Source organism: Leucobacter sp. 7(1), assembly GCF_900163635.1.
Lineage (GTDB): Bacteria > Actinomycetota > Actinomycetes > Actinomycetales > Microbacteriaceae > Leucobacter.
Genome location: NZ_FUID01000056.1, coordinates 15,113 through 30,916, shown reverse-complemented (window position 1 = coordinate 30,916; position 15,804 = coordinate 15,113). Strand labels below are relative to the sequence as shown.

The following is a 15,804-nucleotide window of genomic DNA, read 5'->3' as shown; positions in this document are numbered from 1 at the left end:
CCCCACACCCCACATCCCGGGCGCGCCCCCACCTCCGGGCACCGCGCACCCTGCCCCCGGGCACCGAAACCGAGGGCAATTCGCTGGCACGAGCCAAATAGGCAGCAGAACGGCTCACTCTAGATAAAAGGCGTCGTGTTCGGCGCTCGCGCAGCTACGCGAGGCCGACACAGTGGACCTGCCCCGCGAGGGCGGCACGCTCGGGGCGCGGGCTATTTCTCGGGGCCCGGCTCAGGCGCGGGCAGGATTGCGACGGCGCGGATCGGGGCACCGTCGCCTTCGGCGATAGCGATCGGAAGGAGGGAGAGTCCAACCTTGTCGGGCACGCGCTCAAGGCCGACAAGGTTTTCGACGATCACTCCCCCTCGGCTCAACCAGTACTGGTGTACCGGGATCTCGGTATTCGCCAGGCAGGAGCCACCCGCGCTTTCGGCGTTACCCCCAGGCAGGTCAGGGACCACCCGATCGGCGGGCATCGTCCGGTCAGGGCTGAACATGTCAACTCCCAGTACGCGGGCACCCCGCGCCCAGAGCTCGGCCGCGAGCTCAACTGAAAGATATGGGTTGCGGTACATCAGTTCGTTCCCGACAAGACGGTCCCACCCCGTTGCCACACACACGATGGTGGGGAGCGTCTGCGGAAGTCCGCCCGCGATGTCGTCCTCGCAGAGGCTATCGTCCGCGCGCGCATCAGGAGCCCGCAGGATCACGGCAGGACCTACAAGCCATTCGAGCGGGATCTCGGAGAGCGACCGTCCGCCCGGGATCACATGGGTGGGAGCATCCAGGTGCGTGCCGCTGTGCGAACCCAGCGAGAGCGCCGTGACGGCCACTCCATCTTCGGGAACAGTGAGCGCCACGGCAATCGAAACCTCTGGGTCCCCTGGGTAGACAGGCATGCCACTGCGCAGGGGCATGCTCAGGTCAACGACGTACATGTCCCCACGCTACGACAACCGCTACTCGTCGCGCACCCCCGAAAAAAGGCAACGGGGCATGCCCCGGTCTCCCGGAACATGCCCCCGTGGGCGCTGCGAGGATTAGTCGCGCGCAGCCATCGCGCTGACGAGCTCGTACACGACGTGGCTCGCGGCGATTGCGGTGATCTGCGCGTGATCGTAGGCGGGTGCCACCTCGACAACGTCGGCACCCACGATGTGCAGGTCTGCAAGACCGCGGATCAGGCGGAGCATCTCGCGGCTCGTGAGGCCACCGGCCTCCGGCGTGCCGGTGCCCGGCGCGTGGGAGGGATCGAGCACGTCGATGTCGATGGAGATGTAGAGGGGCTTGTCACCCACGCGTGCGCGGATCTTCTCGAGCGCCGCGGGGATACCGTGCTCCTCGATGAACTCCGAGGTGACGATCTGGAAGCCAAGCTTCTGGTCGTCCTCAAGGTCCTGCTTGCCGTAGAGCGGGCCGCGGGTGCCGCCGTGCATGCTGGCGGTGAGATCGATGAGACCTTCTTCCGATGCGCGGCGGAACGGGGTGCCGTGCGTCGTGGGCGCACCGAAGTACGTGTCCCAGGTATCGAGGTGCGCGTCGAAGTGGAGCACGGCAACCGGGCCGTGCTTCTTGTTGATGGCGCGCAGCAGCGGAAGGGCGATCGTGTGGTCGCCGCCGACGGTGACGATCTTGTCGACCTTCTCGCCAAGCTCGGTCGCGGCGTCCTCAACCTGCTGGACGGCCTCGTCGAGGTTGAAGGGGTTCGCCACGATGTCGCCTGCGTCGACGACCTGCTTCACGTTGAACGGGGAGACATCCTGCGCCGGGTTGTACGGGCGCAGGAGGCGCGAAGCTTCACGCACGTGCGAAGGCCCGAAGCGCGCGCCGGGGCGGAAGCTCACGCCGGTATCGAAGGGAACACCGACGACGGCGATGTCCGCAGCGGGAACGTCCTCGATGCGCGGCAGCTTGGCGAACGTCGCGATGCCGGCGTAGCGCGGGGTCAGGCTGGCGTCGACCGGCCCCTGGGGAGTGTGATCCGTCACGTTTCCACGTTCCTTTCGGGTCAGTTCTCGGGTAAAGTTGCCTGAGAGTAAACAAGTGAGTTCTAACAGTGAACTTGACTTCACTATAGGCTGATGCCGCCGCGCGGTCAATGTCGCGCGGCGGCCACACCCCAGGAAGGCACGGCGTGCGCGCAATTCACCTCAGCTCTGACACCGATACCGTCCGGATCGGCGCAAAGCTGCGCTCCTCCCGCGTGGCCCAGGGCCTGACCCTGGAACAACTCGCACAGGCGTCCGGCCTCACTAAGGGATTCATCAGCCGGATTGAGCGCGATGACACCATGCCCAGCGTGCCAACACTGGTGCAGATCTGCCACGCGCTCTCGCTCCCGGTCGGGGCCCTCTTCGAGGAACCGGACGTGCAGCACGTCACGCTCGAGGCCGCACCGCGCATCAACATGGGCGGCGTCGGTGCCGACGAACGCCTCGTCACCCCGCGCGCGGAGGAGCGCGTGCAGGTACTCCGGTCCACGGTGGAGCCCCACGGCAGCGGCGGCGATGAGCTCTACACAGTGAGCTGCGCCGTGGAGTCCCTGCACGTGATCTCCGGGGAGGTCACCGTCAGCTTCGCGGACCGCCAGGCGCAACTCGAGGCCGGGGACACGGTGACGTTCCCCGGAATCACCCCGCACACCTGGAGCGCGGGGGCGGCGGGCGCCGAGATTGTGTGGATTCTCGTGCCCGCCGCGTGGAGCGGCTCGAGCTAGTCGGCCAGCCCCGGTGCCGCGGCCGCGTCGGCCCGGGCGTGATCGGCGGATGCAGCCGCCGGATCCGCCGCCAGACGCGCTACCGCGGGATCTACGTGGCGGCCAGTCAGGCCGCCGGATCCTCGTCAAACACGATCACGGTGCGGGTGCGCTCACCGCGACGCATCGCATCGAATGCCTCGTTGACCTCATCGAGCGGCACACGCGAACTGATCATCTCGTCGAGCGGGAGCTTCCCCGCGAGGTACGCGTCGGCCACGCGCGGGAAGTCGCGCGCCGGGACGAGTCCGCCGTAGTTCGATCCGATGATCGTCTTCCCGTCGTAAGCGAGCTGCAGCCCGTCGATGCGGAGTTCCTGCCCCTCGGGCGGCAACCCCACAAACACGGCGCGACCGCCGGGCCGGATCAGGCCGGGCAGCTGCTCCATCGTCGCCACGCGCCCAATTGCTTCAAAGGCCGCGTCGGCCCCACCGCCGGTGAGTTCCGCGACCTGCGTCGCCAGATCCGGCCCACCCAGCAGTCCGTGCGTCGCACCCGCGCGCATCGCTTCCTCAAGCTTCGCCTCGGTGACATCGACCGCGATGATCGGGGAGGCCCCCGCGAGCCGCAGAGCGGCAATGATCGACATCCCCACACCCCCGGCACCCACGACAACGGCGGACTCGCCAGCCACAACGCGGGCGTTGTTCACGACGGCGCCATAGCCCGTGCCGACCGAGCAGCCGATGAGGCTCGCGACGTCGAACGGTACGCGTTCATCCACCCGAATTGCTGCGAAATCAGGGACCACGATGCGCTCGCTCATCGCGCCAACGGCGAGATAGGGCCAGGCCTCAACCCCGTCGGTGGTGCTCCACCGCGTTGTGCCATCAGGCAGCAGCGAGTCGTTCGACAGGACCCGGGTGCAGGCCCACGGCTTGCCGCCCGTGCACTCCGCACAGCGCTGGCAGGCCTGGTGCCAGGCGATGATCACGTGATCACCGATCTCGAGTTCCCGCACGCCAGCCCCAATGGCCTCGACGACCCCGGCAGCCTCATGCCCCATCACTGCGGGTAGCGGGACGTGCCACTCCCCATCGATCACGTGCCGGTCCGAGCCGCACACGCCGGCTGCGCGCACACGGACGCGTACCTCGCCGTGCTGAGGCTCCTGCAAGCGAAGGGTCTCGATCGTGAGACGGTCACCGTTGTCGCCGCGGTACACCGCCGCCCGCACTTCGATGGGATCTGTCATGGGTCCTTACTTCCTTCCAGCGGCCGCGAAAAGGTCGGGCTGACCATACGCGCCGCGGCCACGGCGCACGTAGAGCAGATGACTGAGAATCACGTGACACACCATCGCGATTAGCACGGCAGGGACCGTGGCGGTCGCAAAGCTAAAGATGGCCTGCGTCTCAAGCGTGATCGGGTTGTAGACCCAGAGGTAGAAGGCCGACGCAATCGCTACCGAGGCGAGCGCAGCAATGTTCACCCCACCGGTGAAGCGCAGCGGATCATCGGCTCCGCTCGCGTAGAGCGCGCGGAGTGGGACGACCTGACGGCGCAGGATGAAGTAGTCGGCGATGATCACACCGCAGAGCGCCGCGATGAACGCACCGCTGATCACCACGAAGGTCATGAACTGCTCGTACATGAACGCCGGGAAGAAACTGAGCACAGCGGGCAGCGCCAGGAACGCCGCGGCAAGCACAGGCCAGCGCAGTCGGGACAGCACACGGCCACTCGACTGTTTCACGGCCAGCACGGTCGAATAGGCGATCGACGCCATACTCGTCACGTTCGCAAAGCCAACAAAAAGGAGTGTGAGAACCCCGAGGATTGGGCCACCGAGCGGCACCATCCAGGACGTCGGATCGGCCTCACCAAACATGAGTCCCGCAGCCATGCCAACAAGCTGGGCGACAACCGTGCCGATGAAGATCCCGCCGTACGCAGGCCACAGGGCGGCACGCGGTCCGCGGGTGAGCCGCGAGAGCGTGCCCATGACGGGCCACCAGGACAGCCCGGCGCCCAGGTTGAACTCGACGGCCATCATGAAGTTGAGCTGCTCGTCCGGGAACGGCGCGATCGGCTCGGCGGCGAGCAGGTCCCCCCAGGAGTAGTTCGACATCAGCAGCACCATCATCAGCGCGACAACAACAAGCAGGCCGGGTGCCACGAATCGGTTGAGCTTGCTGATCGTGATCGGGCCACGGGAGAGGATAATCCAGCCCACGAAGATCGCAAGCAGCGCGAACACAGTGACAAGCGGCCCGAACTGATCGAACTCGGTCCCAAAGGCCTGGTTCGAGATCTCGCTGAACGCGCGCCCGAACATCACGCCGAGCAGCGAGGACCAGCCCATCTCGGTCAGCAGCACCACGACAAACACGACGATCCCAACGCCGACGATGCCGAACACCGACTTCAGTGCACGGTACTGCTCCACGCCGAGGCGCTGACTCAGCACCACGCTCCCGAGCGCCATGATGGCGAGGCCGATGCTGTTGCCGATCAGCATTGCGGCAATTCCGTCAGTAAAGCCGACAAGCAGGACTGTGGATCCTCCAGTCAGGAAGGCCCAGGTCGCGATCGCGAGGCTCAGGGTGACCCAGCTGAAATCGCCGGCGCTCCAGGTTCGTTCGCTCTTCAGTAATGGAAGCGAGCCGTAGGTTGCCTCCTTGGTAACTTCTGCGTCGACCGCGCCACCCGCACGCTCTGACCGCCCGCTCACAGGGCCACACCGATCACGGCGACAACCACGATTCCGGCAGCCACGGCGAGGAACAGCGCGAGGCTTCGTCCGCTCAGTGCGGCGTGGACGGGGTCTTCAAGTTCCTCGGCCTCGATAATCGCGAGCCGACGTTCAAGTTCCTGTTCAAGCAATGTGTCTTCAGACATCTGGGTCTGACCTCCTGTTATTCCCGCGTCACTACGGGGCATGTGCGAGCAAGCATATGCAGAGAACTCATAGGAAACAATCATCCGAGCAGCCCAAAACGCCGTATTCTGCACAACCGAACCGCTATCCGCCCAACGGGGACTGATTTCCACATAATCACCCAAACTCGTGCACAATTGCACTATGGGATCTGAAGAGTTTGGTGCGCCTCGGCCACAACCCGCGAGCCCGGATGAGCTCCGATCGCGGGTCCTCACGGAACTCCGCGACGATGGCCGAGCAAGCTACGCACGGATCGCCGAGAAGCACGGCACCACCCGACGGCAGGTGACGCAGATCGTCCAGACCGCGCTGGATCAAGGCCTACTCCGGATCACCGTGTCCATCAGTCCGGACCTGCTCGGACACGAACGCTTCGCCTACCTCCAAATTGCGGTCGACGGCCCCATCGCCGCCGCGCGCGCAGCACTCATCGCGCTCCCCGAGACCACGTTTGTCGCTGAGATCAGCGGAAACTACGCGATCGACGCCGAAATTCGCGTCGGCGCAGATCCACACCTGCAAAAAACCGTCGACCACATTCGATCACTCCCCCACGTCCGGGAGATCCGCATGCACCTGTACGAGAGCATCGAGATCAACCTCTACTCCCCGATCCGCACGGGCGGGGTCGGGCTCGAGGTCGACGACGCGGACCGCGCCATCGTGCAGCATCTGCAGCAGGATGGGCGCGCGTCGTTCCGGGAGCTCGGGGATGCGGCGGGTGTCTCCCCCAGCGGGGCCCGGCTCCGCCTGAAGCGACTGATGGATCGCGGCGCGGTGAAGGTTGTCGGCATCCCGGTGCGTGGCAACCTCCCGGAAGCTCCCACGCTGGGGGTCGGGATCCAGGTCACCGGGCCCGTCGCAGAGGCCCTCGCACGTGTTCGCGAGCTTGACCCCGAGTTCCTCGCGGTCGCCGTCGGTGGCTACGATCTGATCGCCACGCTCTCTGGGGAACGCAACGACGACGTGCTCGCGCTCGCGGACCGGCTCCGTTCCTTCCCGGAGATCGCCCGGATCGAGTCGTGGGCGAATCTCCGGATCCTCAAGGAGCAGTACGGCGAGGGCGACCGGATTATCGCGAGTCCGCGGTCGGGTGGCGCTGTGCGTTCGGCGCCTCAGCCCCAGCTGGCGTAGACGTCCGGGCGGCGGTCGCGCAGGTAGTTCGCCTCCCCCGCGGCGATCGGTGTGACGTCCGGTAGCTCGGCACACAGGAGTTCTGCAGTGCGGCCGGCGACGGCCAGCACCCGGCCTTCACGGCCCGCAACTGTGCTCAGCCCCGTGAAATCTGCTGCCGGATCCGCGCTCGGCTCGGCCTGGCCCGCGTGATCCGCGTAGGCCACCACGAGGGCGTTCTCCGCGGCGCGCGCCCGGACCAGGAGTTCCGGCACGTACGCGGAGTGTCCGTCGATCGCGGTCGGCACGAGCAGCAGGTCGACGCCGCCGGCGGCGAGGGCGCGGGCGGGCTCCGGGAATTCGATGTCGTAGCAGATCTGGAATCCGACACTGCGCCCGTTCCACGCCGCGACGGCGGGTGCCGCGGTGCTCGGAGTGAACGCGAGCGGTTCCAGATCGCCCCAAAGGTGCACCTTTTCGTAGCGCAGGACCGACGCACCACTGGCATCCCACAGCTCAGCGGCGATCGCAAACGTTCCGTCGGCGCGGGCGAGCGGGAAGCTCGCGGCGATCGCGATCCCCGTGTCCCGTGCGATCTCGGCGGCCGCATCGGGAATCCCCGTAACCCGCTCCGGCGTCAACCAGGAAGCGAGCTCGCGTGGTGCGTAGCCGCTGAGAAACAGTTCGGGGGTGAGGATCAGCTCGGCCCCCGCAGCCTGGGCCGTCGCCGCAGCTTCGCGCAGCGCGGCGAGGTTCGCCTCCGGATCGAGCGGGGTGGCGGCGGCTTGCAGCAGGGCGATCTTCATGACGCGATCCTCCGGGGATGCTCAGCGAACACGGGCGCGAATGCGCCGCATTGCCCCGATCCTAGCCCGGTGTGCGCGGGCAGGGTTCAGGTAGTGCGTCCTCGGCCAGCCGGGCCGCGCTCGTTCCGTGCGACCGTGGCCCGACTGAACACGGTTCGCCAGGAATTGTCGCGAGGAGGCTGCGCGCTCGGACCGATCCCGGACGTTTGCGCAGTTTCGTTGACTATGCCGCGGGAAGCGTTTCGGCGAGCACTCGGAGGGTGTTCCCGCCCATGATCGCGCGGATCTCCGTGGGTGTCCGTCCGCGATCCAGCAGCTCCTGCGTGATGATCGCAAGCTCGCTGGTATCCCACGCGACCTCGGTCGACCCGTCATAGTCGCTGCCGAGCGCGGCGGTCTCGATCCCACCCACCTCGATGACGTGCTCGATCGCGTCGACAACAGCGGCCGGGGTGAGCTCGCACACGGCGGCGTCCCAGTACCCGATTCCGACGACCCCGCCGGTGGCGGCGATGCCCCGGATCTCCGCGTCGGTCAGGTTGCGATTCACATCGCAGGTTGCCTGCACACCACCGTGGCTTGACACGACCGGCTTCGTCGCCATCTCCAGGATGTCGCCCACCGTCTCGTGGCTCGCGTGCGCAAGGTCCACCGCGATACCGAGATCCTCCATCTTCGCGATGGCTTCTCGCCCCAGCGGGGTGAGCCCGCCCTGCTCGACCCCGTGCATGGACCCGGCAAGGTCGTTATCGAAGAAGTGCGTCAGCCCCGCCATCCGCATGCCATCGGCAAAGAGCACGTCGAGGTTGCCGAGGTCTCCCTCGAGGTTCTGCAGGCCCTCGGCCGAGAACATCCCGCCGACCACCGGGTCGCCTGCCTCCCGATCCGCGAGCAGCTGGGCAAGATCCTCGCGCGTTTCGATAGCCCGCAGCGCCCCGCCCGATGCGTCCGCATCAGCGTGCAGTTTCTGCGCGTGGAAGCGGGATCGCTCAAGCAGCGAGGTCCACGTCTTCGGCGGCTGGAGCTGCGCGACGCTCAGCAGGGTGATGTTGTCGGTCTCGTCCGTGTTGGACTCATAGTTCTGCCCCTTCGGGGACTTCGAGACCGAGGAGAACACCTGCAACGCAACATTGCCGTCCTGCAATCGCGGCAGATCGACGTGCCCGCGATCCGCCCGCGCGTTCAGTGAGCGGTCCCACATCAGCGTGTCCGAGTGCATGTCCACGACCGCGAGCTCAGTATGCAACTCACGTGCTTCGGCGGAGACCTCTGGGATCGGGTCACCCGTCACCTCGTTCATACTCCGCTCCACAATGCCGGGGGCGAAGACGAAAAACGCCACGGCGGCGAGAACCAAAAGAATGACTACGCCGAGGATGCTGCGTCGCAGCCACCGGCGCTGGGGGCGTGTGCTCATAGTTGCCGAAGCTATCAGTCCGGACGACGCTGGCTGCGCCGGTTGTGAACTCCCGTTCAGCGGACCGTTCGATCAGGGCTGCGGTGTGGAGGATCTCGCCAAGCGCCTGGCTCACGGGTGCCGTGAAACGCGACAGGGCCAAACCCCGTCCCCGGGATCCGGCCCTGCGTGTTACGTGCGGCGCGAGTTACGCGGTGATGCCCGCGAGCGTCTTCTTGCCGCGCCGCAGCACGGCGAACTTGCCGTGCAACAGATCGTCGGTGGTGAGCGCCTGGTCTTCCGCGGTGACCGCAACGTTGTTCACGTAGACGCCGCCCTGCGCAATGGCGCGACGGGCCTCACCCAAACTCTTCACAAGCTCCGTGTCGACCATAAGCTGCGCGATCGCGGAGCCCGCGGCACCCGAAGCCTGCGGCAGCGCTTCGATTGCACCCGCGAGCGTCAGCTCGTCGAGCACGCTGAGATCGCCGCGACCAAAGAGCGCTTCAGACGCATCGATCGCGCCCTGCGTCGCTTCGGCCCCGTGGACCAGAGAGGTGACCTCCACCGCGAGACGCTTCTGAGCGGCGCGCTTGAAGGGTTCCTCTGCGATCTGGCGCTCGTAGTCTGCGATTTCCTCGCGGGACAGGAACGTGAAGACGCGCAGGCGATCCGCCACGTCAGCATCTGCCTGGTTGAGCCAGAACTGGTAGAAGGTGTACGGGGAGCACATCTCCGGGTTGAGCCAAATGGCGTTGCCCTCGCTCTTGCCGAACTTGGTGCCGTCCGAGTTCGTGATGAGCGGGGTGCCGATCGCGTGCGCGGTGCCACCCTCAGCCTTGCGGATCAGCTCGGTGCCGCTCGTGAGGTTGCCCCACTGATCGCTGCCACCCGACTGCAGCTTGCACCCGTACTGGCGGTACAGTTCCAGAAAGTCGAGCCCCTGCAGGATCTGGTAGCTGAACTCCGTGTAGCTGATGCCCTCGTCCGAGTTGAGGCGCTTCGCGACGATGTCCTTCTTGATCATCGTGCCGACGCGGAAATGCTTGCCGATCTCGCGCAGGAAGTCGATCGCGCTGAGCGGCGCCGTCCAGTCCAGGTTGTTCACGAAGCGGGCCGCGTTGTCGCCCTCGAAGCTGAGGTAGCGGGAGATCTGTTCGCGCAGCGAATCGACCCACTGCGCTACAGTCTCGCGGGAGTTCAGTGTGCGCTCCGAGGTGGGACGCGGGTCGCCGATCAGACCGGTGGATCCACCGACGAGGCCGAGCGGCAGGTGCCCCTTCAGCTGGAGTCGGCGCATGAGCAGCAGCTGGACCAGGTGGCCGAGGTGCAAGCTGGGGGCCGTCGGATCGAAGCCGCAGTAATACGCAAACGGCTCGCCCTCGATCAGTTCAGACAGCGCCGTAGCGTCCGTCGAGACGTGGATCAGCCCACGCCACTCGAGCTCTTCCCACAGAGTGGAGAAGCTGTCGTCGTTGCGCTGGGTTGCCAGGATCTGGGTGCGAGCATTCGTTTCAGACACGCCTGCCATCGTACCCGGGTTCGGCGGTGTGCGGTGCGCGAGGGTCAGCTCAGCTTCGGCCTCGTACCCGGGCACCATCCGCGGAGGGCACTCAGGTACCAGCCCCCAGCACCGCGGACCGATCCGCCGCTGGGCCCGCCAGCGAAGACTTGAGCCATGTCCGAATTACTGCTTCGCGCCACCAGCCTCAGCCAACACTACGGCTCCACGCGCGCCCTCGACGGGGTCTCCCTCGATCTCTTCACCGGATCGTCGACCGCGATCATGGGTGCGTCGGGATCCGGCAAGACCACGTTGCTGCATACCCTCGCCGGGATCACCGTGCCGCAGGCAGGCACCGTCGGCTATTCCGGGGCCGTGATCTCGCAGCTGTCCGACGTGGAGCGCAGTCGGCTCCGCCGCGAACACTTCGGCTTCGTCTTTCAGCAGGGGCTCCTCATCCCGGAGCTCACCGCGGTCGAAAACGTGGCGCTCGCACTCATGCTCACCGGGGTGTCAAAGCGTGACGCCCTCACGCCCGCCGCGCAGTGGCTTGCGGCGCTCGGTCTGGGCGGCATGGAAGAGCGCCGGATCGGCCAGCTCTCGGGCGGGCAGGCGCAGCGGGTGGCGATCGCCCGCTCCCAGATCACCGGCGCGGGCCTCACCTTCGCCGACGAACCGACCGGCGCGCTCGATTCCACGACCTCCCGCGAAGTCATGGACGCGCTCCTCGGGTCGACTGTTGGCCAGGGGCGCAGCCTTGTTGTTGTCACCCACGACGCCGAGGTGGCCGCCCGGTGCGCCCGCATCGTCACGATGAGCGACGGTCGCATCGTCGCTGATTCCTGGGCGCCGGGGGCCGCGGATCCGGCAGGGGCCGGGCGATGATCGCCCGCGTCCTCCCGCTGCTCTCGCGGCCAAGCCGCCAGGGTTCGGCCGCGCTCATCCTCCCAGTGATCGCCTTCGCGAGCGTGACCCTCCTCCTCGCGACCGTGATCGGCGGCGCGCAAACGTTCTGGTTGTATACCGACGAACTCGCTCCGCTGTACTGGATCTGCGCAGTGATCGCGCTCGTGCTTTTGGTCATTCCGTTGCTCTCACTTGGCCACGCCGCCGCCCGTTTGTCGGCGCGGCGGCGGGACGACAGACTCGCCGTACTCCGTTTGCTCGGCATGCCCGCACGCTCGACAGCGTTGCTCGCCGTCATCGAGGCCGCGACCCTCGCGTTCGGCGGTGCGCTCGTGGGGGTCGTTCTGGCCTACGCCGCCGCGCCGCTCGTCGGACTGATCCAGTTCCGGGGTGAGCCTCTCGGTGCCGCCGGGGTGGCCCTGCCGCCGCTGCACGCCCTCCTCGTGGTGCTCGGAGTGACCGCGATCGCGGCCGTCAGCGCAGTGCTGAGCCTGCGACGCGTCATCATCTCTCCGCTTGGCGTCGCCCTGAAGCAGCAGGCCCCAAAGCTGCCGTGGGTGCAGGCGATCTTCGCAGTACTCGCGATCGCGGTTGCTGCCGGAATTGTGAGCGCACTGAACGGCTTCGGCTCCATCGGCGGCATCGTCGCGATGATCGGGGCGATGGGCTTCGCGTTTGGCATCGCGCTCCTAGCGCTCGACCTCATCGGAGCGTGGCTGCTCGGCGTGTTCGGCCGTGCGAAGGCGCGGCGCGCCCAACAGCCTGCCGATCTCCTCGCCGCACGTCAGATCCTCGAGGCCCCGCGGGCGGCCTGGCGGCAAGTGTCAGGCGTCGCGATGTCGAGTTTCGTCGCGGTGTTTGCCGGTTCCGGCGTCGCGCTCCTCGCCGCGGTGGACCCGGGCGACACCAGCGGCGCGGAGGCCGGCGAGGCCTTTCCCGTCGGCGATATCGCGACGGGAATCATCATCACCGTGATCGGCTCGTTCATCATGGTGGCCTGCTCGGTGGGCGTCAATCAGGCCGCGCAGATCCTCGACCGCGCCGAGGTCATCCGCTCCATTGACGTGATGGGTGCCCCGCTGGCGATGCAGGACGCCGCGCGGCGCAAGGCCACGCTGCTGCCCTTGCTGCTCGCGTCCCTCGGATCCGCGATCCTCGCTGGCGTGCTCGTGTTCCCGCTGCTCGGCATGGCGATCGTGCTCGCCCCGCTGTCGCTTGCCGTGATCCTCGGATCCGTCGCCGCCGGGATCGGGATCGTGCTCCTCACCCTGCTCGCCACGCGCCCGCTGCTCCACACTGTCGCCGCGAGCGCGCCCCGCGCCGCGGAATAACGGCGGCCACACGTCGAAGGGCGCTCAGTCCGCGTGCCGGTTCACGATTGAGTCAAACCTGATGTTGTCAGCCAGCTCTTCAATCCCGTACTCCTGGCGGATCTCGAGCGCGGCCCCTTGTTTCCCAATGCCGTAGATCACGTCCCGCTCTGACACGATCCCGACCCCCCGAAACAATCCGCGTCGCTTCCCCGTCATCTTCAGAAACCAGAAGTCCGGTCGCCCCGGGATCAATGCCGGGACGACCGGACGATGCGCGGTCAGGGACCGTTGCGGTCTTGGTGAGGGCAGCTACTCCTGACTGTTCACCGCGCGGCGGCGAACCATCAACAGGACGGCACCAGCCATGAGGAGCAGCGCTCCCCCGGCCACAAATGGCAGGGTGCTACCGCCGGTGGTGGCGAGCGCCGGGCTTACGTGAGTGCCGGATCCGGTCTGGTTCCCGGTACCGCCGTTGCCGCCGTTGCCGCCGGGAGGAGTATCGGTGCCACCGTCCGTGCCACCATCGGTCCCACCATCGGTGCCACCATCGGTCCCACCATCGGTCCCACCATCGGTCCCACCATCGGTGCCACCGTCGGTCCCGCCGTCGGTCCCACCATCGTCAGCAGGCGTCACCGTCAGCGGTGTGACGATCTCTGCCCCGTTCGGCATGATCGCAACGAGGCTGTGCTCCCCGACGGGAGTCGTGGCGGGCACCGTGAACTCGGCCGCGAAGGTGCCGTCGGCCGCGACCGCCGCCTCGCCCAGCACGACCGGGTCGGAGCGCAGCTCAACAGTCAGCTGCGAATCCGCAACGAATCCGGATCCCGAGAGCGCGACCTTGTCGCCCGCGGCGACCGATCCGGCATCAACCTGGAGGGCTGGGCCGGCGGGGATCTCCATCCCCGCCTCGGTGACGTACTTCGCACCCGAGGAGTACTTCGTCACTGTGAATTCGTCGTACAGATCCCCAACGGCCTTGTCCGTTGTCGAGTTCGCGGTCTTCTCCGCGAGGTAGGAGCGATACACGAGCTGATCTCCGCTGACGTCGATCACCTGGTAGGTCGTGACGCCCTCCCCGCGAAGCACCTGGGTGGCGCCGTTGTTCGTCCACACGTTGTTGGCCTCGGACGCGAGATCGTAGTGCTTCGCACCCGAGTTCGATACTGCGTAGACGGGGCCGGAAGTGACTCCGGGAACATCGGTGGCGTTGGCGTTCACAAACCCGCGGGCGTAGGTGTGGTCGTGGCCCATGAGCACCAGATCGATGTTGTGCTTCTCGAACACCGGCACCCAGTGCTTGCGGAGCACCGGCTCGTCGCGCCCAGCTGAGGTCGAGAAAACGGGCTGGTGGAAGGTGACGACGTTCCACTTCGAGGGGCTCTCGGCCAAGATGAAGTCGAGCCAGGCCGCCTGGTACTGCGTCCACAGATCCGCGACCTGCTTCGACGGGCACGCCTCGCCCGAGCATGCGGGCAGTCCGTTCGGCGTCAGGAAGGTGGTGTCACGCGTCGCGTTCAGAGTAATGAAACGCACGCCCTGATAGTCCGTGTAGTAGACGGTCTCCGCCGCGAACTCGCTCCAGTGAGCGAAGTAGGCAGCGTACTGCCGCGCCTCGTCGGTGTCGCCCTTTGCCAGGTCGGCGAGCGCACCGATGGTTTCGAGCTTCGGCTGGTTCAGCGGGTACTCGAAGTTTGCCTTCCATGAGGAGAGCAGTTTGTCGCCTGAGTACTCGTGGTTGCCGGGCGCCGCCATGACGTTGGTCGTCGCTGCGGAGTTCTTCATGCCCTTGAACCAGTTCAGCCACTCGGTTTCGTTGCTGCCGGTGTTGATGAGGTCACCCGCGTGCACTGATCCGATCGATCCGGGCGCCCGCTCCTCGGCCTGGCGCACAACCTCTGGCCACGTGGTGTCGAGCCCGATCTGTGCGTCACCGTAGTAGACGAACTGGAAGTCCGTCGCGCTGGGATCCGCGGTCGAGAACTCGATCCACTCGCTCCAGCTGCCAGGCAGCCCCACACGGTATCGGTACGCTGTCGCGGGGTTCAGCCCGTCGACCGTCGCTGAGAAGTGCTGGTTCGGGTTGCCATTCACAACGCCCGCCGAATAGGCGTCGACCGTGCGAACTTCCCCGCCGGTCGCGAGCCCGATTTCGACCTGGCCGAGGTCGTGTGAGGCGTCACCAGCCAGCCAGGAGAACGCCTGCGAGGTCGTGGGATCCTCGGTCGGGGTGAGGATCACCCGCGTCGGCGGGGCCTCGACGACCTGGCCCGGCTGGCCCGCGGGAGTCAGCGTCAGCGAGCTCATGTCGAAGTATGCATCGGAGGAGCTTTCGCGATCCTGGTAGAGCGCCACGGCAATTGTGTTCGTGCCGTCCTCGAGCAGCTCGCCGCTCGCGGAGAACGTGCTCGTGAGCGGGTCACCGTTGCTGTTCCCCGCGTACTCGAGGTTCGTAGTCTCCGTGATCCGCTGATCCTCGTAACTCGCGACCTTCGTGCCGTTGACCCACACGACCAGTGCGTCGTCGTAGATCACGGTGCTGCTGAGCGAGGCGACCTGTTCGGCAACGCCAGCCGCGAGGTCGAACGTCGTGCGGAAGAAGTAGGTGGGGATTGTGGGTGCCTTCGACCCGTCGATGTAGTGCCCCAGCTTGGTGGCGGGCATGTGCGGGCCGACCGCCGCGAGCTCGTTCTTCTTGACGCCGAATCCGCCCGGGGCGGTCTTCCAGCTCGAGTCGTCGAAGCCGGGCGCTACCCAAGCGCGCACGTTTGCGTCCCCGCGCGCCGGGTCGGTGTTGTCATCGAGGTACTGCCATGAGGTACCCGTGCTCACCAGCGGAGCTGTGGGCACCTCCGGGAGGGTCGGGTCCGCGTACGCCGCGGTCGGGATGAGCAGGCTGCCACCGAGCAGAGCGGCAAGAGCGAGGGCGATCCCGCCCCTTCTCGCGCGCACCGCGGGGGTTGACTGGGACATTGCATTCCTTTGGGTCGATCGTGCGCAGGTTCGTGCGGCCCACCCAGAGGGAACGGGCCTGAACTATCCCAGCAACTTGAAGTGACCACGCCGCAGCCCACACGCGGCTGCGGGCTGGCCTGCAGGTGTCCAACGAATGAACGGCCGACGCGTG

General features: G+C 66.7%; 14 protein-coding genes. 4 read left to right on the top strand and 10 right to left on the bottom strand.

Translation table 11 applies throughout. The annotated features are described in order from the left end of the window. Nucleotides 1–212 precede the first annotated feature (212 nt). On the bottom strand, nucleotides 213–938 hold the full coding sequence (locus tag FM113_RS10705) for a cyclase family protein (protein ID WP_087014517.1): 726 nt from the start codon (nucleotides 936–938) through the stop codon (nucleotides 213–215). Between the two features lie 102 nt (nucleotides 939–1,040). Further along, on the bottom strand, nucleotides 1,041–1,988 hold the full coding sequence (gene speB / locus FM113_RS10700; RefSeq protein WP_087014515.1) for an agmatinase: 948 nt from the start codon (nucleotides 1,986–1,988) through the stop codon (nucleotides 1,041–1,043). A gap of 146 nt (nucleotides 1,989–2,134) precedes the next feature. Between speB and FM113_RS10695 the strand changes: the two genes are divergently transcribed. Then, complete coding sequence (locus FM113_RS10695; protein WP_087014514.1) at nucleotides 2,135–2,716, top strand: helix-turn-helix domain-containing protein; 582 nt, start codon at nucleotides 2,135–2,137, stop codon at nucleotides 2,714–2,716. A 106-nt stretch (nucleotides 2,717–2,822) separates the two neighbouring features. Here FM113_RS10695 and FM113_RS10690 read toward each other — a convergent pair whose 3' ends face one another. Genes FM113_RS10690 through FM113_RS18165 form a run of 3 tightly spaced genes read right to left on the bottom strand, consistent with a single transcriptional unit; the run spans nucleotide 2,823 to nucleotide 5,596 of the window. Next, nucleotides 2,823–3,950: an alcohol dehydrogenase catalytic domain-containing protein gene (locus tag FM113_RS10690; RefSeq protein ID WP_087014512.1), complete on the bottom strand. Its 1,128-nt coding sequence runs from the start codon at nucleotides 3,948–3,950 to the stop codon at nucleotides 2,823–2,825. Between the two features lie 6 nt (nucleotides 3,951–3,956). Then, the gene (locus FM113_RS10685; protein WP_087014510.1) at nucleotides 3,957–5,429 is read right to left on the bottom strand and encodes a cytosine permease; all 1,473 of its coding nucleotides are present in this window, start codon (nucleotides 5,427–5,429) and stop codon (nucleotides 3,957–3,959) included. Continuing rightward, the gene (locus FM113_RS18165; RefSeq protein WP_176387178.1) at nucleotides 5,426–5,596 is read right to left on the bottom strand and encodes a hypothetical protein; all 171 of its coding nucleotides are present in this window, start codon (nucleotides 5,594–5,596) and stop codon (nucleotides 5,426–5,428) included. Before FM113_RS18165 ends, FM113_RS10685 begins: the two co-directional genes overlap by 4 nt. 184 nt (nucleotides 5,597–5,780) lie before the next feature. Here FM113_RS18165 and FM113_RS10680 point away from each other — a divergent pair, with 184 nt between their 5' ends. Beyond that, nucleotides 5,781–6,773, top strand: a complete 993-nt coding sequence (locus FM113_RS10680; protein WP_087014507.1) for an Lrp/AsnC family transcriptional regulator — start codon at nucleotides 5,781–5,783, stop codon at nucleotides 6,771–6,773. Here the strand turns inward: FM113_RS10680 and FM113_RS10675 are convergent. The 3 genes from FM113_RS10675 to tyrS all read right to left on the bottom strand — a co-directional run bounded on the left by FM113_RS10675 (nucleotide 6,755) and on the right by tyrS (nucleotide 10,485). Next, complete coding sequence (locus FM113_RS10675; RefSeq protein ID WP_087014505.1) at nucleotides 6,755–7,558, bottom strand: nitrilase-related carbon-nitrogen hydrolase; 804 nt, start codon at nucleotides 7,556–7,558, stop codon at nucleotides 6,755–6,757. The two genes, FM113_RS10680 and FM113_RS10675, sit on opposite strands and share 19 nt — an antisense overlap. A gap of 223 nt (nucleotides 7,559–7,781) precedes the next feature. After that, a complete protein-coding gene (locus tag FM113_RS10670; RefSeq protein WP_087014503.1) occupies nucleotides 7,782–8,975 on the bottom strand; it encodes a dipeptidase in 1,194 nt (397 codons plus the stop codon). A 187-nt stretch (nucleotides 8,976–9,162) separates the two neighbouring features. Further along, on the bottom strand, nucleotides 9,163–10,485 hold the full coding sequence (tyrS, locus tag FM113_RS10665; protein ID WP_087014519.1) for a tyrosine--tRNA ligase: 1,323 nt from the start codon (nucleotides 10,483–10,485) through the stop codon (nucleotides 9,163–9,165). A 147-nt stretch (nucleotides 10,486–10,632) separates the two neighbouring features. Between tyrS and FM113_RS10660 the strand changes: the two genes are divergently transcribed. After that, complete coding sequence (locus tag FM113_RS10660; protein WP_087014501.1) at nucleotides 10,633–11,343, top strand: ABC transporter ATP-binding protein; 711 nt, start codon at nucleotides 10,633–10,635, stop codon at nucleotides 11,341–11,343. Continuing rightward, the gene (locus tag FM113_RS10655; protein ID WP_087014499.1) at nucleotides 11,340–12,695 is read left to right on the top strand and encodes an FtsX-like permease family protein; all 1,356 of its coding nucleotides are present in this window, start codon (nucleotides 11,340–11,342) and stop codon (nucleotides 12,693–12,695) included. Before FM113_RS10660 ends, FM113_RS10655 begins: the two co-directional genes overlap by 4 nt. Nucleotides 12,696–12,719: 24 nt before the next feature. On the opposite strand, the gene FM113_RS18475 is transcribed toward FM113_RS10655, so the two are convergent. Together FM113_RS18475 and FM113_RS10650 are read right to left on the bottom strand one after the other, a co-directional pair. Next, on the bottom strand, nucleotides 12,720–12,851 hold the full coding sequence (locus FM113_RS18475) for a hypothetical protein (RefSeq protein WP_254908966.1): 132 nt from the start codon (nucleotides 12,849–12,851) through the stop codon (nucleotides 12,720–12,722). A gap of 135 nt (nucleotides 12,852–12,986) precedes the next feature. Then, nucleotides 12,987–15,650 carry a fibronectin type III domain-containing protein gene (locus FM113_RS10650; RefSeq protein ID WP_087014497.1) on the bottom strand — a complete coding sequence of 888 codons (2,664 nt, stop codon included), beginning with the start codon at nucleotides 15,648–15,650 and terminating at the stop codon, nucleotides 12,987–12,989. Nucleotides 15,651–15,804 lie beyond the last annotated feature (154 nt).